This is a genomic window from Streptomyces sp. NPDC023157 (assembly GCF_055560575.1).
Genome location: NZ_JBVHIL010000001.1, coordinates 153410 through 175179, shown reverse-complemented (window position 1 = coordinate 175179; position 21770 = coordinate 153410). Strand labels below are relative to the sequence as shown.

Genomic DNA, 21770 nt, shown 5'->3' with positions numbered 1-21770 from the left:
GCAGCACGCCAGCCTCAGCCCGTCAGCCACACCGCGGCAGCCCCGGCAGCCGGTCCGCGTCCACCACCTGGATCACCGGCCGCGCGCCCGTCGCCTTCGCGTCGCCCACGCTGTACGCGAGGGCCAGGGCGCCGCCCGCCGCCTGCGCGTACCCGTACGCGGGGGTGATCTCGGCGTACGCGCCAGACTCCAGGTCCAGGCCGTAGGAGGTCTCCGGGGTGCGCCAGGTGAGCAGGCGGCCGGAGACCCGGAGCTGGTCCATGCCGTCGACGGCGGGGGAGGCGGTCACGGCGGCCGTGGGCCTGGCCTGGCCCGTGCGCCACACCATCAGCCGGGGCGCCGTCTCGCCCGCCACCCACGCCCAGGTCGTGCCGTCGGACACCGCGGACCGTAGGTCGCGCAGGGCGGCGACCGGCGGGGGCAGGGCCGCCGGGCGCCCGTCCCGCAGGGAGACGGCGGCCAGCCGGGTCCCGCCGCCGGCGGCCTCGCGCCACACCAGCAGCCCGCCCGCGGCGAAGGGGCTGTCCAGCACACCCGTGTGCCACGCGCGCGGGGCGCCGCCCGCGGCCGGGGCCGCGAAGACGGTGGCCTTGCCGGAACCCGTGCCCTGCGCCCACAGCACGGTGCCGTCGTGGACGACGGGGCGGGGGAGCGGGCCCGGCCGGTCGGCGCGGGCGAGCCGCCGGGACCTGCCGGTGGTCGCGTCCCACACGTACAGGCTCCACGGGCTGCCGAGGGTCCGGCCCTCCAGGACGGCGAAGGCGGCCCAGCGGCGCCCGTCGAAGTCCGCCGCCAGCAGCTGGTGTTCGGCCGGGTCGGCGAGGCGGAGCAGGGTGCGGGACGCTGTCTCGCCCTGGCGTACGAGGGCGGCGCGGCGCCCCTGGGTGCCGGTGAGCTGGAGTGCCGTCCAGCCGGGTCCGGTCTCGGTGAGGACCGCGCGTTCCCCGGGCGGCGGCCGGTACTCGCCGGCGGTGAACGCGGCCTGCCAGGCGGCGGGCAGCGGCACCTGGCAGGCCGCCGCCCGCACCCCAGTCGGGGGTGCCGGGGCGAGTGCCGTCCGCGCGGGCGGGGTGCCGGGTCCGGTGGCTCCCGACGAGCACCCCGCGAGGAGCAGGGCGCCCGTCAGGAACGGCACCGGCAGGAGGCGTCGCCTACCAGACGTACCCACGGCCGCCCATGATGGTGGTGAGGGTGTCGGAGGAGATGTGCGCGGACTTCGGCACCGGGCCCGCCCAGGAGATGACGCTGGTGCTGACCCCGCCCACCGGGTCCTGATAGTCGACCTCCCCGGCGGCCGTGTCGGTGTTGTAGCCGTCGATCGAGACCCAGTGGAAGATCTCGATGTTGGGGTGTCCGACGAGGTGCGGCCCGCCCGGCACCTCCCAGGCGTTGCCCGCGATGGCGTAGTCGTTGTCGGTGTTGTGCGTGATGTGCTGCTTGAACGCGGCCTTGTCGGTGGCGGTCGGCGTGTAGGGCAGCGCGTTCGGTACGTAACCGGCACCAGGGAGCCGGTAGTTGAGGGCGTCCGCCATGGGGTAGCCGGTCGGGTTCGGCACGTTGATGTCGATGCCGTACCAGGCGGTGCCACTGGTGGTCGCCTTGAGCAGGGTCGCCGCGTCCTGCTGGGAGCGGCCGGCGACCTCGTCGTGGGCGGACTGGGTGATCACCAGGGTGGCCGGGCCGCACCAGTAGGAGGTCTGCTGCGACTGGTGGAGGGCGCCGGAGAGCTTGTACCCGGCGAGGGCACGCGCTCCCGCGTACGTCCGCTCCGCCGCTGCCTGCTTGGCGGCGGCGAGTCTGTGCTGGCCCGCCGTGAGCCTCTGTGGCCCGAGGGTGTCGAGGGCGGCCTTGTACAGGGCGCCGGGCGCCGGATCAGCGGCGGAGGCGCCGGTGGCGGAAGCGGTGGGGAGGGCCGTGGCGGCGGTCAGCAGGGCCGCCGAGCCGAGGACGGCCGCGCGGGCGAGGATTCGGGTGGGGGGCATCGCACTCTCCTGTCCGGGGTGGGGGTGGGGGTGGGGGAGGAGGGGGAGTGGGGTGGTTCGTTCGGAGTGTGACGCCCTCGCGCCCCTGTTGTCAGCGCGCCGTGCGCATTGCGCGGTACCAACATTGGGCCCACCAAAGGCGCCGTCCCCGACCAGCGGCGATGTCCGCGGGCGCCCCCGCGCGGGGAGCGGTTTTCGGCACCGCGAGGCCGGGGCCGGGCCCCGGGGGCCGGATCGTGCTCCTCGTGCGCGCCCGCGCGCGCCTGCCGGAGGGCTGCGGAATCGGTGCCCCGGGCCGCTGCTCGGCGCGGCCCGACCGCCCCTTGGGGCGTGCCCCGGCCGTAAACCCCTCCTGCGGATTCCGTTGTGCCGGGCTCAATGGAGAAGTGCCTGGTCGGAGCATGAAACGGAAGGGATTCTTCCAGGCGGTCCCGGGCCCGGGGAGGCGTCGGGGCCCCGCTACAGTCACCGCCCATGACCACTCACGCGCAGCCCTCGTTCGCCGTCCACATTCCCGACGCCGAGCTCGAACCCGAGCCGCTGGACCCTGGCCAGATCGTCTCCGGCACCCCCGAGGTGACCGGCAAGCTCCTGTGGGAGTCCGCCGACGGCAAGCAGCTCCGCGGCATCTGGCAGATCACCCCCGGCGTGGTCACCGACACCGAGGCGAACGAGCTGTTCGTCGTCGTCAGCGGCCGTGCCACGGTCGCGGTCGAGGGCGGCGACACCCTGGAGATCGGCCCGGGCGACGCCTGCGTGCTGCGCGAGGGCGACCGCACCACCTGGACCGTCCACGAGACCCTGCGCAAGGCGTACCACATCACCCTCTGAACTCCCCTCGGAGGGAGCCGGTCCGGAGTCTGGTAGGAAACTTTCCTATCCACTACGATCCCCGGCAGCGGCTTGGCGCGGCGCCCGCGCCCAGGGCTTCCCTGGGTGCGGGCGTGACGCGCTCAGCGAGAGCTCTGACCCGGCCGCCGTGCACCGCAGCACGCCCCGTGGCGCCCCTCGGCCCCGCGGGCCGGGCCGCGATGCACGTCTTGGTGCCCAGCTCTCGCCGTCCCCAGGCCAGGGAGTCCCCGGTATGCGCCTGAACGCCTCCGCCCCACCTCGCCGCACCACACTGTCCCTTCTCCTCGCCGCCGTCCTCCTCCTCACCGGCGGCATCCTGCTCGCCGCCCCCGGCCGCGCCGACGCGGCCGATCCGCTCCTCTCCCGCGGCAAGCCGGCCACCTCCTCCTCCGACGAGGACGCCGGCTTCGGCCCCGCCAAGGCCTTCGACGGAGACCCGGCCACCCGCTGGGCCAGCGCCGAGGGTTCCGACCCCCAGTGGCTGCGCGTCGACCTCGGCGCCCCCGCGACGGTCTCCCGTGTCCGCCTCTCCTGGGAGGCGGCCTACGCGAAGGCCTACCGCGTCGAGGTCTCCGCCGACGGCGCCACCTGGACCGCCCTCGCCACCGAGACCGCCGGCAACGGCGGCACCGACGACTGGACCGGACTGGCCGGAAAGGGCCGCTACCTCCGCGTCTACGGCACCGCCCGCGGCACCTCGTACGGCTACTCCCTCTACGAAGTGGAGGTGTACGGGACGACGGACGGCACCACTCCGCCCACCGGCTCCTTCACCGTCGTCGCGGCCGGCGACATCGCCGCGCAGTGCACCGCCTCCAGCAGCTCCTGCGCCCACCCCAAGACCGCCGCACAGGCCCAGCGGATCAACCCGAAGTTCTACGTGACGATGGGCGACAACCAGTACGACGACGCCCGCCTGAGCGACTACCGCGCCTACTACGACAAGACCTGGGGCGCCTTCAAGGCCAAGACGCGCCCCGTGCCCGGCAACCACGAGACCTACGACCCGGCCGGCTCCCTCGCCGGATACAAGTCGTACTTCGGCGCCCTCGCCTACCCCCAGGGCAAGTCCTACTACAGCTACGACGAGGGCAACTGGCACTTCGTGGCCCTCGACTCCAACTCCTTCGACGACGCCGCCCAGATCCAGTGGCTCAAGGACGACCTCGCCCGCAACGCCAAGAGCTGCGTCGCCGCCTACTTCCACCACCCGCTGTACTCCTCCGGCGGCCACGGCAACGACCCCGTGTCCAAGCCCGTCTGGCAGATCCTCTACGCGGCCAAGGCCGACCTGGTCCTCAACGGGCACGACCACCACTACGAGCGCTTCGCCCCGCAGGACCCGAACGGCAAGGCCACCGCCGACGGCATCGTCGAGATCGTCGGCGGCATGGGCGGCGCCGAGCCGTACCCCATCGAGACCGTCCAGCCCAACAGCCAGAAGCGGATCAGCGGTCCGTACGGGGTGCTGAAGCTGGACTTCACCGACACCACGTACAGCTGGCAGTACGTCGGCACCGACGGTCTGGTCAAGGACACCGGCCCGACCTACACCTGCCACTGATGTACCTCGCGACCACCGGTCGCCGCGGCGCGCCGCCCGCCCCCTCCGGGGTGCGGCGGCGCGTCCCCGCCACCGTTCTCGCCCTCGGCACCGTCAGCCTCGTCACCGACGTCTCCTCCGAGATGGTCACCGCCGTACTGCCCCTGTACCTGGTCCTCGGACTCGGCCTGACCCCGCTCCAGTTCGGCTTCCTCGACGGGCTGTTCACCGGTGCCACCGCGCTCGTCCGGCTCCTCGGCGGGCACGCCGCCGACCGGGGCGGCCGGCACAAGCGGATCGCCGGGATCGGCTACGCCCTGTCCGCCTGCTCCCGGCTCGGCCTGCTCCTCGCGGGCGGCGCGACCGGCCTCATCGCCGCCTCGCTCGCCGCCGACCGGCTCGGCAAGGGGATCCGTACCGCCCCGCGCGACGCCCTCATCACCCTCGAAAGCCCGCCCGACGCCCTCGGCCGCGCCTTCGGCGTGCACCGGGCCATGGACACCACCGGCGCCCTCCTCGGCCCCCTGGCCGCCTTCGCGCTGCTGTGGGCGACCGCCGACGCGTACGACGCCGTCTTCGTCGTCAGCTTCTGCGTCGGGCTCCTGGGAGTGCTCCTCCTCGTCGTGCTCGTCCCCGGCGGGCGCCGGGAGACCGTGCGCACCGCACCCGGTCCGCACGGCGGGCTGCCGGCCCTGCTCCGGCAGCCCGCCGTGCGCCGGGTCGCGCTCGCCGCCGCGCTCCTCGGCGCGGCCACCGTCGGCGACGCGTTCCTCTACCTGCTGCTCCAGCGCAGGACCGCGCTGGACGCCACCTGGTTCCCGTTCCTGCCGCTCGGCGCCGCGGCCGCCTATCTGCTGCTCGCCGTGCCCGCCGGGCGGCTCGCCGACCGCATCGGCCGCCGACGCCCCTTCCTGTACGGGCACGGCGCCCTGCTCCTCGCCATGGCCCTGCTGCTCGCCCCCGTACCGGACGCGGTCCTCATCGGCGGCGTCCTCGCCCTGCTCGGGGTCTTCTACGCCGCCACCGACGGGGTCCTGATGGCCCTCACCGGACCCCTGCTCCCGGCCGCCCGGCGGGCCGGCGGGCTCGCCCTCGTCCAGACGGCGCAGGCCCTCGCCAAGGTCGCCGCGGCCACCGGCTTCGGCGCGGCCTGGACCCTGTGGGGGCCGTCCACCGCACTCGTCCTCGCCTCCGCCGGTCTCGCCGCGGCCCTCTTCTGCGCCGCCCGCCTGCTGCCCGCCGAACCACCGCACGGAAGGACCACGACATGACCGCCCGTCGCCTGTGGGCACTCCTCCTGGGAGCCCTGCTCCTCGTCGGCGGCGCCACCGCCTACACCCTGCGCGCCGCCGCCGAACACCCACGGGCGGCCGCCGCGGGCGCCGACGCCGGCTTCGGCCTCGACGGGCCCCCGGGCGCCCTCTACCTCCGCGACACCGCCACCGGACGCGTCGCCCGCCAGGACCCGGCGGCACCCGGCTCCCGCCTCGTCGGCGGACCGCGCTGCGACCGCTTCCACGCCGCCGCGACCACCGCGCTCTGCCTCCAGCGCCGCCCGGGACTGCCGGCCCGCTCGTACGTCCTCGTGCTCGACCGGCAGCTGCGCGAACTGCGCCGGATGAGCCTGCCCGGCATCCCCAACCGGGCCCGGGTCTCCGCCTCCGGCCGGGTGCTCGCCTGGACGACCTTCGCGACCGGCGACTCCTACAACACCTCCGCGTTCGCCACCCGGACCTCGATCCTCGACCTGCGGACCGGCTACCTGGTCAAGAACATCGAGCAGATCCCGCTCACCCTCGACGGACGCCGGCACCACGCCCCCGACGTCAACTACTGGGGCGTCAGCTTCGCCCGCGACGACAACCGCTTCTACGCCACCGTCTCCACCCAGGGACGCACCCACCTGGTCGAGGGCGACCTGCGCAACTGGTCCGCGCGCGCCATCAAGGAGAACGTCGAGTGCCCCTCGCTCTCCCCGGACGGCACCCGCATCGCCTACAAGAAGAAGGTCTCCACCGACTCCGCCGCACCCTGGCGCCTGTACGTACTCGACCTCGCCACCCTGCGCGAACACCCGCTCGCCGACACCCGGTCCGTCGACGACCAGGCGTCCTGGACCGGGCCCGGCACGGTCTCCTACGCGTACGGGGGAGACGTGTGGAGCGTGCCCGCGGACGGGACGGGGGAGCCGCGGCGGGTGGCGGCGGGGGCGAGTTCGCCGGTGGTGCCGCGCTGAGACGGCCCTCAGGCCCGCCGCACCGCGCCCCGCAGCGCCAGCAGTGCCATCGGCACCAGGAGGCACGCGCCCACCGCGTTCAGCCAGCCGTATCCCACGGTGGAGACGATGAGGCCGGCCGCCAGGCCGCCGACCCCGGCCGCGGTGTTCATGATGAAGTCGGAGAGCCCCTGGACCGCCGCCCGGGCGGCCTGCGGGACGGAGTCCGTCAGGAGGGCCGAACCGGAGACGAGGCCGGCGGACCAGCCGAGGCCGAGGACGAAGAGGCCGAGCGCGGTCTGCCCGTGGCTCGGTCCGGCCGTGCCCGCGAGGAGGGCCGCGACGGCGATCAGGGCGACGGCCAGACCGATCACCGACAGCCGGCCGAGACGGTCCGACAGCCAGCCCATCACCGGGGAGAACGCGTACATGCCCGCGATGTGTCCGCTGATCACCAGGCCGATCAGCCGGATGTCCGCCCCGTGGTGGCTGAGCGCGACCGGCGTCATCGACATGATCGACACCATCGCCGTGTGCGAGCCGGCCACGGTGACCAGGGCGAGCCGGGCCCGCGAGGAGGCCCTGACCGCACGGAACCCCGCCTTCAGGGAGCGGCCCTCCGCCGCCGCGTCCCCCTCGGGACCGGCCAGCGCCCGGGCCGTCAGGAGCGGGTCGGGGCGCAGCAGCAGGGCCACGACGAGGGCCGAGATCACGAAGACGCCGGAGGCCCAGACGAAGGGCCCGGCCGCCACCGGGATGCCGAGGCCGGCCACGCTCTCCCCGGCCGGGGCCGCGATGTTGGGGCCGAGTACGGCGCCGATGGTGGTGGCCCACACGACCGTGGAGATGGCCCGGGCCCGCCGGTCGGGCTCGGCCAGGTCGGCGGCGGCGAAGCGGGCCGCCAGATTGGCGGAGGAGCCGGCTCCGAAGCCGACCAGGCCAATGAGCAGCACCGGGAAGCTGTCCAGGACCGCGCCGAGGACCGCGACGCCCGCGCCGACGGCGCCGACGAGATAGGCGAGGACGAGTCCGGCGCGCCGGCCCCGGGTCGACATCAGTGAGGCGAGCGGCATCGCGAGCAGGGCCGGACCCGCCACCGAGGCCGTCGAGGCGAGCCCCGACAGCGCCTCCGTGCCGCTGACCTCCTTGGCGAGGACCGCGGCCAGCGCCACTCCGGTGGCGATGCCCAGACCGCCCAGGATCTGGGTGGCGATCAGCACGGCCTGGATGCGTCGGCGCAGTGCCGGGAGCTGTGCGGGGGAGAGGGGGCCGGATATCCCGGTCGGCTGGAGCGCGTCAGGGGCGCCTGGCGTGGTGGTCACTTACGCATACTGCCAGCCTTCCCACAGCGTGGGAACGGCGGGCGGCCCCCGGGCAACGCCCCCGGCTCAGAACAGCGGTTCCGGCAGCACCCCCTCCAGGGCGAGGAGTCGGCGCTTGGTCTCCAGACCCCCGCCGAAGCCCCCGATCCCGCCGTCGCTCTCCACCACCCGGTGGCACGGCACCACCACCGGCAGCGGATTGGCACCCATCGCCGCGCCGACCGCCTGGGCCGCCCCGGGCTGCCCGACCCGGCGCGCCAGCTCCCCGTACCCCACCACCGTCCCGTACGGGACGCCCTCGGCGAGTTCGCGCAGGACCTGGCGGTTGAATCCGGTCACCAGCGACCAGTCCAGCTTGACGGCGAAGCCACGCCCTCTCTCGCCGAAGTAGGCGGCGAGCTGCCGCACCGGCTCGGCCAGCAGACCCTCCGCGCTCTCCACGAGCTCCCCGCCCAGGGCGCCCGCGAGCCGCTCCAGGGCCCGGTCGCGCACCCGGTCGTCGGCGTGGAAGACCACACTCACCAGACCCCGCTCCGTCGCGGCGAGCAGCAGGGGACCGATGGTGCTGGGCACCACCGTCCACTCCACCCGCCCGGCCGTTTGTCCCGTCGCCGGCTTCTCGCTCTCCATGCCGATCACCGTACGACCCGGCACTGACAACCGGGCAGGTCAATTCCCGGACGACGTGGCCGAGGGGGCCCGCCTGGCGCCATAATCCGGTAGCACTACTCAGCGGTACCGACTGTTTTCGGACGACGTTGCACCAGGGGTGGAGGACAGACGCTCATGCAGGGCACGGTCGACGGATTCAGCTACGGACTCGTCACACCGGTGGCGGCCTTCCTCATGGCCTGCCTCGGCGGGGCACTCGGGCTGCGCTGCACCACACGGTCGCTGCGCCACGACGACACCTTCAAGGCCGGCTGGCTCGCGCTCGGCGCCACCTCCATAGGTACCGGCATATGGACCATGCACTTCATCGCGATGATGGGCTTCTCCGTCCAGCACGCCCCCATCAGCTACGACCGGCCCATCACCTTCGCCAGTCTGGGCGTCGCCGTTCTCATGGTGGGCATCGGCATCTTCATCGTGGGCTACCGCGGCGCCACCGCCCTGACCCTGGTCACCGGCGGCACCATCACCGGACTCGGCGTCGCCACCATGCACTACCTGGGCATGGCCGGCATGCGGCTGCACGGCCAGATCTCCTACGACACCCCCACGGTCGCCCTCTCCGTGGTCATCGCCGTCGTGGCGGCGACCGTCGCCCTCTGGGCGGCCGTCTCCATCCACGGCTTCCTCGCCAGCCTCGGCGCCAGCCTGGTGATGGGCCTGGCCGTCAGCGGCATGCACTACACCGCCATGGCGGCGGTCGACGTCGAGCTGCACGGCACGGCCGCCCCGGGCAGCGGCGACTCCGCCACCTCGCTCCTGCTGCCCATGCTGGTCGGGCCGGCCGTCTTCCTCCTGCTGGCCGCCGTCGTGGTCATGTTCGACCCGCTGCTCGTCATGGGCGAGCCCGACTGGCAGAAGCCCGCGGCCCGCGGCGGCTACCGCCACGGCGCCCCCGGGGTGCCCGCCCCGCGCCGCGCCCCCGCGTACGGCGAGCCGGCGAACTGGTCGTCGTCCCGGCCCGCCGCCCGCACGGCCCGCAGGGGCGCCCACCGCGGCACGTACCGCTCCCAGGACTGGTGAGCGGCCCGCTCCGGCCCCGGCGCCGGGCCGATCACCGCCCGGCTGTCAGTGCCGGGTCGTACGGTGGTTGCATGCGGCCCGTTTCCAAGATCGAACGTACGGTGGCGCCTTTCGAGGTCGTCAGCCCCTACCAGCCCAGCGGTGACCAGCCCGCCGCGATCGCCGAGCTCGACCGGCGCATCCGCGCCGGCGAGAAGGACGTCGTCCTGCTCGGCGCCACCGGTACCGGAAAGTCGGCGACGACCGCCTGGATGATCGAGAAGCTCCAGCGCCCCACCCTGGTGATGGCGCCGAACAAGACGCTGGCCGCCCAGCTGGCCAACGAGTTCCGCGAGCTCCTGCCGAACAACGCGGTCGAGTACTTCGTCTCGTACTACGACTACTACCAGCCCGAGGCGTACGTCCCGCAGTCCGACACCTACATCGAGAAGGACTCCTCGATCAACGAGGAGGTCGAGCGGCTGCGCCACTCCGCGACCAACTCGCTGCTGACCCGCCGCGACGTCATCGTGGTCGCCTCCGTCTCCTGCATCTACGGCCTCGGCACCCCGCAGGAGTACGTCGACCGGATGGTCGACCTCAAGGTCGGCGACGAGATCGACCGCGACCAGCTGCTGCGCCGCTTCGTCGAGATCCAGTACACGCGCAACGACCTGGCGTTCACCCGCGGCACCTTCCGCGTCCGCGGCGACACCATCGAGATCTTCCCGGTCTACGAGGAGCTCGCCGTCCGCATCGAGATGTTCGGCGACGAGATCGAGGCGCTCTCCACGCTGCACCCGCTCACCGGCGAGGTCATCAGCGACGACCGGCAGCTGTACGTCTTCCCCGCCAGCCACTACGTCGCGGGCCCCGAGCGCATGGAGCGGGCCGTCAACGACATCGAGCGCGAGCTGGAGCAGCGCCTCAAGGAGCTGGAGAAGCAGGGGAAGATGCTGGAGGCCCAGCGCCTGCGCATGCGGACCACGTACGACATCGAGATGATGCGCCAGATCGGCTCCTGCTCCGGCATCGAGAACTACTCGATGCACTTCGACGGCCGCGAGCCCGGCTCCCCGCCCCACACCCTCCTGGACTACTTCCCGGAGGACTTCCTGCTCGTCATCGACGAGTCGCACGTCACCGTCCCGCAGATCGGCGCGATGTACGAGGGCGACGCCTCCCGCAAGCGCACCCTCGTGGACCACGGCTTCCGGCTCCCCTCCGCCCTGGACAACAGGCCGCTGAAGTGGGAGGAGTTCCAGAAGCGGATCGGCCAGACCGTCTACCTCTCCGCCACCCCCGGCACGTACGAGCTCTCCCGGGGTGACGGCTTCGTCGAGCAGATCATCCGCCCGACCGGACTCGTCGACCCCGAGGTCGTGGTCAAGCCCACCGAGGGCCAGATCGACGACCTGGTGCACGAGATCCGGCTGCGCACCGAGCGCGACGAGCGCGTGCTGGTCACCACGCTCACCAAGAAGATGGCCGAGGACCTCACGGACTACTTCCTGGAGCTGGGCATCCAGGTGCGCTATCTGCACAGCGACGTCGACACCCTGCGCCGGATCGAGCTGCTGCGCGAGCTGCGGGCCGGCGAGTACGACGTGCTGGTCGGCATCAACCTGCTCCGCGAGGGCCTCGACCTGCCCGAGGTGTCCCTGGTCGCCATCCTCGACGCCGACAAGCAGGGCTTCCTGCGCTCCGGCACCTCGCTCATCCAGACCATCGGCCGCGCCGCGCGCAACGTCTCGGGCCAGGTCCACATGTACGCGGACACCATCACCCCGGCGATGGCGAAGGCCATCGACGAGACCAACCGGCGCCGGGAGAAGCAGGTCGCCTACAACAAGGCCCACGGCATCGACCCGCAGCCGCTCCGCAAGAAGATCAACGACATCGTCGCCACCATCGCGCGCGAGGAGGTCGACACCGAGGAGCTGCTCGGCAGCGGCTACCGCGTGTCGAAGGACGGCAAGGGCGCCAAGGCGCCCGTCCCCGCGCTCGCCGCGCACGCCCCGAAGGGCAGGGCGGGCAAGTCCGGCTCCACCGTCGAGCTCGGCGACCGCCCCGCGACCGAACTGGCCTCGATCATCGAGGAGATGACCGACCGCATGAGGGCCGCCGCCGCCGAGCTGCAGTTCGAGGTCGCCGCGCGGCTGCGCGACGAGGTCTCGGAGCTGAAGAAGGAGCTGCGCCAGATGAAGGAGGCCGGACTGGCCTGACCGGCCGGTTGTGCGGCCGCGGGCGGCGACCCGGTGTGTTGCAAGAGCGACACAAAACCGGGCCGCTCCCGGCGCGTTGTCAGTGCCCCTGCGTAGGGTGCTGCTCACACCGATGAGAGGGGCAGCGCGTGACGGTCAACATGACCAAGGGGCAGGCCATCAGCCTGGAGAAGAAGGACGGGGGCAGCCTCACGTCCGTGCGGATGGGCCTCGGCTGGCAGGCGGCGCCCCGCCGCGGCCTGTTCGGTTCGCGCACCCGCGAGATCGACCTGGACGCCTCCGCCGTGCTGTTCGCCGACAAGCAGCCGGTGGACGTCGTCTTCTTCCGTCACCTCGTCAGCGACGACGGCTCGGTCCGCCACACCGGCGACAACCTGGTGGGCGGCGTCGGCCAGGGCGGCGACGACGAGGCGATCCTGGTCGACCTCCAGCGCGTCCCGGTCCACATCGACCAGATCGTCTTCACGGTGAACTCCTTCACCGGCCAGACCTTCCAGGAGGTGCAGAACGCGTTCTGCCGCCTGGTCGACGAGACCAACGGCCAGGAGCTCGCCCGCTACACGCTCGCCGGCGGCGGCCAGTACACCGCCCAGATCATGGCCAAGGTGCACCGGGCCGGTGCGGGCTGGCAGATGACGGCCCTGGGCAACCCGGCCGACGGCCGCACCTTCCAGGACCTGATGCCGTCGATCTTCCCGGTCCTGTAAGCAGCACGTTCGCACATACGGAGAGACGCAGCAGATGACCGCCGAGCTGGTCCGGGGACAGAACCACCCCCTGCCCCACACCCGTCTGGAGATCCGGGTCTCGGCCGGTCATCCGGTCCTCGCCGTGGTCACCCTGGTCGACGAAGGGGGACGCGTCCCGGGCACCGGGGCCGTCGCCCACCCCGGGGCGACCGCGCTGCCCGGGGTCGAGGTCCCCCGGCAGGCCGCGACCGCGCACCGCCTCGCGGTCGACCTGGAGGCCGTCGAGGACGCCGTCCACCGCGTCTGCGTCCTGCTCGCCCTGCCCGTCGGCGTGGAGGGCCCGCCCCGCTTCGGCGCCTCCGCCGCCCCCGTCGTCACCGTGACGGCACCCGACGGCACCGGCATCGCCGACTACACCATCACCGGCCTCGACCGGGAGTCCGCACTCGTCGCCCTGGAGCTCTACCGCCGCCAGGGCGCCTGGAAGGTCCGCGCCGTCGGCCAGGGGTACGAGGGCGGGCTCGCCGCGCTCCTCGCCGACCAGGGCCTGGACCGCCCCGCGGAGCTCGCCGGCTCGATCCTGGAGGCCGTCGCGCAGGGTCTGGCCCGCTCCGTCGCCGCCCCGCCCCCGCGCGTCCCCGAGGCCGACCGGGTCCGGCAGCCCGCCCCGGCCGCCCCCGCCGCCTCCGGCGGGCCCATCGACTACACGCACCGGGGCCGCCGCCCCGCACCCGACGCCGCCCCGCCGCGCCCCGAGCAGCCCCCGGCCCCGCCCGCCCACCCGGTCCCCGTCGCGGGCGACGCCACCGGCTGGTCCATGGACGAGCGCCTCTACAACCAGGTGTGGGGCATGTTCGAGGACCTGGCCCGCACGGCCGCCGCCTACCGCAGCGCCTGCCAGTTCGCGGAGTCCCGCCTCGACCAGGAGATCGACCGGGCCCTGTCCGACCCGCGCGCCCGCATCGGCGGCGCCGGGGACGCCGCCCGGGCCGCGGCCCGGGCGAAGCACGACGAGCTCACCGCCCGCGCCCAGGAGGCCCTCGACCGCGACCTGGCGCAGCTCACCGCCGAGTCCGAGGTCGTCGAGCCGGCGCTGCCCGCCGCCTACGCCCGCTGGGACAGCCCCGTCTGGCAGGCGTACCGGGTGCCGATGGAGGCGCCGATGGCCGTCCGCCTCGGTGACCTCCACCTCCCCGAGCGCACCGGGCTGCGCATCCCGTTCCTGGCCCGGCTCCCGCTGGCCCGGGGACTCTGGGTGGACTCGGGGCGCGGACACTCCGAGGCGGCCGCCCTTCTCGACGAGGCCGAGCTGCGCGCGCTGGCCCTGGAGACGACCGTCGCGCTCGTGGCCCGGCTGGTCGCGGTGTATCCGGCGGACGGCTTCCGGGTGCGGGTGATCGACCCGGCCGGTGCGGGTGCGGGCGCGTTCGCCCCGCTGGTGGAGGCCGGGGTGCTCGCCGGCCCGCCCGCGGCCGGCGCCGCCGGGGTCTCGGCCGTCCTCGCCCAGCTCACCGAGCGGGTCGACCTGTTGCAGATGGCCGTCCGCGCCGGTGCCGCGGACGACCTGCCGCCCGGCGTCGACACGGCCGAGCACCTCCTGGTCGTGCACGACTTCCCGCACGGCTTCGACGACCGCGCGGTCAACCAGCTGCGCTATCTCGCCGACGAGGGCCCGGAGGTCGGCCTGCATCTGCTGATGGTCGCGGACCGCGCGGACGCCGCCGCGTACGGGCCGGTGCTCGATCCGCTGTGGCGCTCGCTGACGCGGCTCACGCCGGTGCCCGACGACCACCTCGCCGATCCCTGGGTCGGTCATGCCTGGACGTACGAGCCGCCGAGGGTTCCTCAGGGGAGCGCGGTGCTACGGCAGGTCCTCTCCCAGGTGGCCGACGCCCGACGGGAATGGGGCTCCTGACCTGCGGGTTTGGGTCGGCTTTACCCATCTCTTTACCTTCCCTTGGTTTTTCGGGTAGTCTTCTTTACGCGGAGGGGAGTACTCCCCAAGCGCGACGTGCCCGTCAGTACGGACGGATTCGGATGATCTGATCCCGGGGCGTCGGCCCGGGCCGTGCCCGGGTGGAAGAGACCTCCGGCAGCGACGACGCTGATCACAAGCCGTACGACGCCGGAGGCGCAGTGGACGTTTCGATGACCCTGTGGGTACTGACCATTCTCGGTCTGGGTGCCCTGATCGCGGTCGACTTCTTCATCGGGCGCAAGCCCCATGACGTGTCGGTGAAGGAAGCCGGCATCTGGACCATCGTCTGGATCGCCCTGGCCGTGCTGTTCGGGCTGGGCCTGATGGTGTTCGGCACGACCCAGGCGTCGGGCGAGTTCTTCGCCGGCTTCATCACCGAGAAGTCGCTGAGTGTCGACAACCTGTTCGTCTTCGTCCTGATCATGGCGAAGTTCTCGGTGCCCTCGCACCTGCAGCAGCGCGTGCTGCTCGTCGGTGTGCTGATCGCCCTGGTGCTCCGCGCGATCTTCATCGCCGCCGGTGCGGCCGTCATCGCCAACTTCTCCTGGATCTTCTACCTCTTCGGCGCCTTCCTCATCTACACCGCCTGGAAGCTGATCCAGGAGGCGCGTGCCGGCGAGGAGGAGGACGACTTCGAGGAGAACCGACTCCTCAAGTCGATCGAGAAGAAGTTCGGCGTAGCCGACCGCTACCACGGGACCAAGCTCTTCATCCGTGAGAACGGCAAGCGGATCCTGACCCCGCTGATGGTCGTCATGCTGGCGATCGGCACCACCGACGTGCTCTTCGCCCTCGACTCCATCCCGGCGATCTTCGGCCTCACGCAGGACCCGTACATCGTCTTCACCGCCAACGCGTTCGCCCTCATGGGTCTGCGCCAGCTGTACTTCCTGATCGGTGGTCTGCTGAAGAAGCTGGTCCACCTCAGCTACGGCCTGTCGGTGATCCTCGGCTTCATCGGTGTGAAGCTGGTGCTGCACGCCCTGCACGAGTCCGGGGTGCACGTCCCGGAGATCTCCATCCCGTTCTCGCTCACCGTGATCTGCGGCGTCCTGATCGTCACCACGATCACGAGCCTCATCGCGAACCGGAAGCAGGAGCGGCTGGCCGCCGCGGCGGCCGCGGCGGCCGCCGCGGCCCCGGCGGCCGACGCCGGCGAGGCCGAGAAGGACAGCGTCGGAGCCTGACACCCGACGCGGAGAAGGGGCCGGTACGAGTGGTGTCACGCCACCCGTACCGGCCCCTGTGCCGTTTCCCCGCGCCGCTAGGGCCTGTCCGGCGGATCAGGGTCGGGTAGGCCCTAGGCGGGCTCCGGCTCGGGCGCGGGCTCCGGCGCGGCAGTCCGCGAGGGCAGCGTCTCCGGGAGCAGGGCGAAGCAGCCCAGGCTCACCAGCGCCACCACCGTCAGATACGCGGCCACGCCCCACGGCGGCCCCTCACCACCCTCGGAGAGCGCCGTCGCGACGATCGGGGTGAGCGCCCCGCCGAGCACACCGGCCAGGTTGTAGCCGACCGCGGCGCCCGTGCAGCGCACCCGCGGCTCGTACAGCTCGGGAAGGTACGCGGCGACCACCGAGAACATGGTGATGAACGCCAGCAGCGAGCCGAGGAATCCCAGGAACATCAGCAGCGGCTCCGCGGTGTGCAGCAGCGCCACCATCGGGAACATCCACACCGCCGAGGCCGCACAGCCCGCCAGACACAGCGTCCGGCGCCCGTAACGGTCGCCGAGCATCGCGGCGAACGGGGTCACCGCCCCCTTGATCGCCACCGCCGACATCACACAGACCAGCATCACCGTGCTGGACACGCCGAGCCGTTCGGTGCCGTAGGTCAGCGCCCAGGTGGAGACCGTGTAGAAGACCGCGTAGCCGACGGCCAGCGCGCCCCCCGTCAACAGCACGAGCCGCCAGTGCCCGCGGAACACCTCGGTGAGCGGCGCCTCCGCCCGCTGCCCCGAGGCGGCCAGCTTCTCGAACTGGGGCGTCTCGGCGAGCGAGGAGCGCAGAGCGAGACCGGCCGCGGCGAGCAGCCCGGCGGCCCAGAACGGCACCCGCCAGCCCCAGGAGCGGAACTCGGCGTCGCTCAGCCCGGCCGTCAGCGCCAGCATCACCCCGTTCGCCAGCAGGAAGCCGACCGCGGGCCCGATCTGCGGGAAGCTGGCCCACAGCGCCCGCCGCCGCTCCGGGGCGTGCTCGGCGGTGAGCAGCACCGCGCCGCCCCACTCGCCGCCGAGGCCGAGCCCCTGGAGGAAGCGCAGGACGAGCAGGAGCAGGGGCGCGGCGATGCCGATGCTCTCGTACGTCGGGACGCAGCCGACGGCGACCGTGGCGCAGCCGGTGACCAGCAGCGAGGCGAAGAGCACCGGCCGCCGCCCGTACCGGTCGCCGACGTGTCCGAAGAGGACCGAGCCGAGCGGGCGCGAGACGAAGCCGACCGCGAAGGTGCCGAAGGCCGCCAGGGTGCCGGCGAGGGGCGAGAAGTTCGGGAAGAAGAGCGGGCCGAGGACGAGCGCGGCGGCGGTCCCGTAGACGAAGAAGTCGAAGAACTCGATGGCGGTGCCGACGAGTGAGGCGGCGGCGAGCCGCCCCATCGACGGAGAGTGACTGTGGCGCATGTGGCGCCAACTACCCGCCGGCCGTCCGGGTTACGGGGGCGTGCGGGGGCGCGTCGGGATCACCAGCCGCGCTCGCGCCACTCCTCCAGGTGCGGGCGCTCGTCACCCAGCGTGGTGTCGTTGCCGTGGCCGGGGTAGACCCAGGTCTCGTCCGGCAGCGCGTCGAAGAGCTTGGTCTCGACATCGTGGATCAGGCTCGCGAAGGCCTCCGCGTCGCCCCAGGTGCCACCGACGCCCCCCGGGAAGAGGCAGTCGCCGGTGAAGAGGTGCGGGTGGCCGTGCGGGTCGTCGTAGACCAGCGCGATCGAGCCCGGCGTGTGCCCGACGAGGCGCCGGGCGGTGAGCTCGACCCGGCCGACCTTGACCGTGTCGCCGTCCTGGACGAGGACGTCGGTGGGGACGTCGATGCCCTCCGCGTCGTACGCCCCGGCGTACGTGCGCGCGCCGGTGGCCTCGACGACCTCGGCCAGGGCCTGCCAGTGGTCGCCGTGCTGGTGGGTGGTGACGACGGACGCGATGCCGTCGTCACCGATCAGCGTGAGCAGCGTCCCGGCCTCACTGGCCGCGTCGATCAGCAGCTGCTCGCCGGTCGCCCGGCAGCGCAGCAGATACGCGTTGTTGTTCATCGCGCCGACCGCGACCTTCGAGATCATCAGGTCGGTCAGCTCGTGCACGTCCGCAGGTCCGCCGACCTTCACCGCTCCGCTGTACGTCATGGCCTCAGCCTATCCCCGGGTGATCGCGCACGGGGCGGCAACGGCGGCTACAGGGGCGGGAGCTGGGGGAGCGGGCCGCCCTCGGTGACGAGCGCCGCGCCCTTGCCGCCGCGCCCGGCCAGCCAGCCGAGGAGCTCGTCCAGGGAGCCGGTGACGGTGACCGGGGCGCCCTCGGTGCCCCCGGTCCGGCCGCGGTCGGTGCCGTCCGGGGTGCGCAGGGTCACCGGCGGCACCTCGGGGCGGCCGGACCAGCGGTCGGCGAGGAAGTCGATCTCGCGCAGCTGGAACTCCTCCGGGAGGTCGGCGAGCTCGTAGCCGGCGTCCAGGTCGACGTGGTGCAGGGCCACCTCGACCCAGCGGCGGAAGGGCACCCGGGAGGCACTGTCGGTGACGCCGTTGCGCAGCTCCACGGTCCGGTCCCAGGCGGCGGGCTCCTCGCAGACGGCCTGGAAGCGCTCCGCGGTGGCGCGCAGGTCGGCGAGCTGCACGTCCAGGGGGCGGCCGGCGTCCCGCTCGATGTCGGCGTCGCGGGTCGCGCCGTCCTCGTACATCGGCAGGCCCCGGAGCACGTTCACCAGAGCGTCGGCGTTGCGGGCGAGGTGGGCGAGGACGTGGCCGCGGCTCCAGCCCGGAAGCCGTGACGGCTCGGCGAGCGCCGCGTTGTCCCAGGAGGCGGCAGTGTCGAGGAGCCGGTCGGTCGCCTCGCGTACGGAGGTCAGGTCACGCACATGGTCGATCATGGCGCAGACCCTAGCGCCGGCGGGGTGTCGCCACTCGTTCGGGTGAAGGGGGCAGCGGAACGTCGGAAATCGAATGTGCGTGCTATAGGCTCGTTGGAAGCATCAGGCATCCTTGGTTGTTGGGTGTTCAGGCACATCCGCTCTCTCAAGAAAGGTGCGGACCGGCGTGGCCGACCGTCTCATCGTCCGTGGCGCTCGTGAGCACAACCTCAAGAACGTCTCGCTCGACCTCCCCCGTGACTCCCTGATCGTCTTCACCGGGCTCTCCGGGTCGGGCAAGTCCTCCCTCGCGTTCGACACGATCTTCGCCGAGGGGCAGCGCCGGTACGTCGAGTCGCTCTCCTCCTACGCCCGCCAGTTCCTCGGCCAGATGGACAAGCCGGACGTCGACTTCATCGAAGGTCTGTCGCCCGCCGTCTCCATCGACCAGAAGTCGACCTCGCGCAACCCGCGCTCGACGGTCGGCACGATCACCGAGGTCTACGACTACCTCCGGCTGCTCTTCGCCCGCATCGGCAAGCCGCACTGTCCCGAGTGTCACCGGCCGATCTCCCGCCAGTCGCCGCAGGCCATCGTCGACAAGGTCCTGGAGCTGCCCGAGGGCAGCCGCTTCCAGGTCCTGTCGCCGCTGGTGCGCGAGCGCAAGGGCGAGTTCGTCGACCTCTTCGCCGACCTCCAGACCAAGGGCTACAGCCGCGCCCGGGTCGACGGGCAGACGATCCAGCTCAGCGAGCCGCCGACGCTCAAGAAGCAGGAGAAGCACACGATCGAGGTGGTCATCGACCGCCTCACCGTGAAGGACAGTGCCAAGCGGCGCCTCACCGACTCGGTCGAGACCGCGCTCGGGCTCTCCGGCGGCATGGTGGTGCTCGACTTCGTCGACCTCGCCGAGGACGACCCCGAGCGCGAGCGGATGTACTCGGAGCACCTCTACTGCCCGTACGACGACCTGTCCTTCGAGGAGCTGGAGCCGCGCTCCTTCTCCTTCAACTCGCCCTTCGGCGCCTGCCCGGACTGCACCGGCATCGGCACCCGCATGGAGGTCGACCCCGAGCTGGTCGTCCCCGACGAGGAGAAGTCGCTCGACGAGGGCGCCATCCACCCCTGGTCGCACGGCCACACCAAGGAGTACTTCGGCCGGCTCATCGGCGGCCTCTCCCAGGCGCTGGGCTTCCGCACCGACATCTCGTACGCCGGGCTGCCGCAGCGGGCCAAGAAGGCCCTCATGTACGGCCACAAGACCCAGGTCGAGGTCCGCTACCGCAACCGGTACGGCCGCGAGCGGGCCTACACGACCCCCGCCTTCGAGGGCGCCGTCTCCTTCGTGAAGCGGCGGCACAGCGAGGCCGAGAGCGACTCCAGCCGTGAGCGCTTCGAGGGCTACATGCGCGAGGTGCCGTGCCCCACCTGCGAGGGCACCCGCCTCAAGCCGATCGTGCTCGCGGTCACCGTGATGGAGAAGTCCATCGCCGAGGTCTCCGCCATGTCGATCAGCGACTGCGCCGACTTCCTCGGCCGCCTCACCCTCAACGCGCGTGACAAGAAGATCGCCGAGCGGGTCCTGAAGGAGGTCAACGAGCGGCTGCGCTTCCTCGTCGACGTCGGCCTCGACTACCTCTCGCTCAACCGGGCCGCGGGCACCCTCTCCGGCGGCGAGGCCCAGCGCATCCGGCTCGCCACCCAGATCGGCTCCGGCCTGGTCGGCGTGCTCTACGTGCTCGACGAGCCGTCCATCGGCCTGCACCAGCGCGACAACCACCGGCTCATCGAGACCCTGGTCCGGCTCCGCGACATGGGCAACACGCTCATCGTGGTCGAGCACGACGAGGACACCATCAAGGTCGCCGACTGGGTCGTCGACATCGGCCCCGGCGCCGGCGAGCACGGCGGCAAGGTGGTCCACTCCGGCCCCTTGAAGGAGCTCCTGGCCAACAAGGAGTCGATGACCGGGCAGTACCTGTCGGGCCGCAGGGCGATTCCCACCCCGGACATCCGCCGTCCCGTGGACCCCTCGCGCCGCCTCACCGTGCACGGCGCCCGCGAGAACAACCTGCGGGACATCGACGTCTCCTTCCCGCTGGGCGTCCTCACCGCCGTCACCGGAGTCTCCGGCTCCGGCAAGTCGACCCTGGTCAACGACATCCTCTACACCCACCTGGCGCGCGAGCTCAACGGCGCCAAGTCGGTGCCCGGCCGCCACACCCGGGTGGACGGCGACGACCTCGTCGACAAGGTCGTGCACGTCGACCAGTCGCCCATCGGCCGCACCCCGCGGTCGAACCCGGCGACGTACACCGGCGTCTTCGACCACGTCCGCAAGCTCTTCGCGGAGACCATGGAGGCGAAGGTCCGCGGCTATCTGCCCGGCCGCTTCTCCTTCAACGTCAAGGGCGGCCGCTGCGAGAACTGCTCCGGCGACGGCACGATCAAGATCGAGATGAACTTCCTCCCGGACGTCTACGTCCCGTGCGAGGTCTGCCACGGCGCCCGGTACAACCGGGAGACCCTGGAGGTCCACTACAAGGGCAAGTCCATCGCCGAGGTCCTGGACATGCCGATCGAGGAGGCCCTGGACTTCTTCGAGGCCGTCCCGACCATCGCCCGCCACCTGCGCACGCTCCACGAGGTCGGCCTCGGGTACGTCCGCCTCGGGCAGTCCGCGCCCACCCTCTCCGGTGGCGAGGCCCAGCGCGTCAAGCTGGCCTCCGAGCTCCAGAAGCGCTCCACGGGCCGCACGGTCTACGTCCTGGACGAGCCGACCACCGGCCTCCACTTCGAGGACATCTCGAAGCTGATCAAGGTCCTCTCCGGTCTCGTCGACAAGGGGAACTCGGTGATCGTCATCGAGCACAACCTGGACGTCATCAAGACCGCGGACTGGCTCATCGACATGGGCCCCGAGGGCGGCAGCGGCGGCGGCATCGTCGTCGCCGAGGGCACGCCCGAGGAGGTCGCCTCGGTCCCGACCAGCCACACCGGCAAGTTCCTCCGCGAGATCCTGGGCGCCGACCGCGTCAGCGACGCCTCGGTCCCGGCCGCGCGGAGCGCCAAGAAGGCCCCCGCGAAGAAGGCCCCCGCGAAGAAGGCGACGGCCACCAAGACGGCCGCCGCCAAGAAGGCCGCGCCGGCGAAGAAGACCGCCGCGAAGAAGACGACCGCCAAGGCCCGCAAGGCCTGACGGACGCCGCCACCGGCCCTGAGGGGGTCGGCCCCGCCG

Annotated in this window: 17 protein-coding genes; 10 read left to right on the top strand and 7 right to left on the bottom strand. The window is 72.5% G+C overall.

Features of this window, described 5'->3' with window-relative positions; all coding sequences use genetic code 11:
• Positions 1-22 precede the first annotated feature (22 nt).
• Positions 23-1168 (bottom strand): hypothetical protein, encoded by a 1146-nt coding sequence (locus ACZ3ZE_RS00850; protein ID WP_361626056.1) that lies wholly within the window; start codon positions 1166-1168, stop codon positions 23-25.
• Positions 1152-1982, bottom strand: a complete 831-nt coding sequence (locus ACZ3ZE_RS00845; protein WP_361626053.1) for a hypothetical protein — start codon at positions 1980-1982, stop codon at positions 1152-1154. The genes ACZ3ZE_RS00850 and ACZ3ZE_RS00845 overlap by 17 nt, the downstream gene beginning before the upstream one ends.
• 474 nt (positions 1983-2456) lie before the next feature.
• Here ACZ3ZE_RS00845 and ACZ3ZE_RS00840 point away from each other — a divergent pair, with 474 nt between their 5' ends.
• The 4 genes from ACZ3ZE_RS00840 (at position 2457) to ACZ3ZE_RS00825 (ending at position 6613) form a co-directional block, all read left to right on the top strand.
• On the top strand, positions 2457-2813 hold the full coding sequence (locus ACZ3ZE_RS00840) for a cupin domain-containing protein (protein ID WP_361164335.1): 357 nt from the start codon (positions 2457-2459) through the stop codon (positions 2811-2813).
• 253 nt (positions 2814-3066) lie between these two features.
• Positions 3067-4398, top strand: a complete 1332-nt coding sequence (locus tag ACZ3ZE_RS00835; protein ID WP_361626050.1) for a discoidin domain-containing protein — start codon at positions 3067-3069, stop codon at positions 4396-4398.
• Complete coding sequence (locus ACZ3ZE_RS00830) at positions 4398-5648, top strand: MFS transporter (RefSeq protein WP_361626047.1); 1251 nt, start codon at positions 4398-4400, stop codon at positions 5646-5648. The genes ACZ3ZE_RS00835 and ACZ3ZE_RS00830 overlap by 1 nt, the downstream gene beginning before the upstream one ends.
• Positions 5645-6613: a TolB-like translocation protein gene (locus ACZ3ZE_RS00825; protein ID WP_361164344.1), complete on the top strand. Its 969-nt coding sequence runs from the start codon at positions 5645-5647 to the stop codon at positions 6611-6613. The genes ACZ3ZE_RS00830 and ACZ3ZE_RS00825 overlap by 4 nt, the downstream gene beginning before the upstream one ends.
• A gap of 8 nt (positions 6614-6621) precedes the next feature.
• Here ACZ3ZE_RS00825 and ACZ3ZE_RS00820 read toward each other — a convergent pair whose 3' ends face one another.
• Complete coding sequence (locus ACZ3ZE_RS00820; protein ID WP_467256922.1) at positions 6622-7914, bottom strand: MFS transporter; 1293 nt, start codon at positions 7912-7914, stop codon at positions 6622-6624.
• A 66-nt stretch (positions 7915-7980) separates the two neighbouring features.
• The gene (locus tag ACZ3ZE_RS00815) at positions 7981-8544 is read right to left on the bottom strand and encodes a methylated-DNA--[protein]-cysteine S-methyltransferase (protein ID WP_361164347.1); all 564 of its coding nucleotides are present in this window, start codon (positions 8542-8544) and stop codon (positions 7981-7983) included.
• A gap of 156 nt (positions 8545-8700) precedes the next feature.
• Between ACZ3ZE_RS00815 and ACZ3ZE_RS00810 the strand changes: the two genes are divergently transcribed.
• The 5 genes from ACZ3ZE_RS00810 (at position 8701) to ACZ3ZE_RS00790 (ending at position 15667) form a co-directional block, all read left to right on the top strand.
• Complete coding sequence (locus ACZ3ZE_RS00810; protein WP_361164350.1) at positions 8701-9609, top strand: MHYT domain-containing protein; 909 nt, start codon at positions 8701-8703, stop codon at positions 9607-9609.
• Positions 9610-9680: 71 nt separating this feature from the next.
• Entirely contained in the window at positions 9681-11813 is a 2133-nt protein-coding gene (uvrB, locus tag ACZ3ZE_RS00805; RefSeq protein WP_361164353.1) for an excinuclease ABC subunit UvrB, read from the top strand.
• Between the two features lie 128 nt (positions 11814-11941).
• Entirely contained in the window at positions 11942-12520 is a 579-nt protein-coding gene (locus ACZ3ZE_RS00800) for a TerD family protein (protein WP_361164356.1), read from the top strand.
• 34 nt (positions 12521-12554) lie between these two features.
• Positions 12555-14417, top strand: a complete 1863-nt coding sequence (locus ACZ3ZE_RS00795) for a TerD family protein (RefSeq protein ID WP_361164359.1) — start codon at positions 12555-12557, stop codon at positions 14415-14417.
• A gap of 221 nt (positions 14418-14638) precedes the next feature.
• Complete coding sequence (locus ACZ3ZE_RS00790) at positions 14639-15667, top strand: TerC family protein (RefSeq protein WP_467256920.1); 1029 nt, start codon at positions 14639-14641, stop codon at positions 15665-15667.
• A 113-nt stretch (positions 15668-15780) separates the two neighbouring features.
• Here the strand turns inward: ACZ3ZE_RS00790 and ACZ3ZE_RS00785 are convergent, their stop codons facing one another.
• The 3 genes from ACZ3ZE_RS00785 to ACZ3ZE_RS00775 all read right to left on the bottom strand — a co-directional run bounded on the left by ACZ3ZE_RS00785 (position 15781) and on the right by ACZ3ZE_RS00775 (position 18553).
• Entirely contained in the window at positions 15781-17073 is a 1293-nt protein-coding gene (locus tag ACZ3ZE_RS00785; protein ID WP_467256918.1) for an MFS transporter, read from the bottom strand.
• A gap of 83 nt (positions 17074-17156) precedes the next feature.
• The gene (locus ACZ3ZE_RS00780; protein ID WP_361164368.1) at positions 17157-17813 is read right to left on the bottom strand and encodes an MBL fold metallo-hydrolase; all 657 of its coding nucleotides are present in this window, start codon (positions 17811-17813) and stop codon (positions 17157-17159) included.
• Positions 17814-17860: 47 nt separating this feature from the next.
• Positions 17861-18553, bottom strand: coding sequence for a maleylpyruvate isomerase family mycothiol-dependent enzyme (locus ACZ3ZE_RS00775; protein ID WP_361164371.1), 693 nt, complete (start codon positions 18551-18553; stop codon positions 17861-17863).
• 166 nt (positions 18554-18719) lie between these two features.
• On the opposite strand from ACZ3ZE_RS00775, the gene uvrA reads away from it, so the two are divergent.
• Positions 18720-21731 carry an excinuclease ABC subunit UvrA gene (gene uvrA / locus ACZ3ZE_RS00770; protein ID WP_467256917.1) on the top strand — a complete coding sequence of 1004 codons (3012 nt, stop codon included), beginning with the start codon at positions 18720-18722 and terminating at the stop codon, positions 21729-21731.
• The last annotated feature ends 39 nt before the right edge of the window (positions 21732-21770 follow it).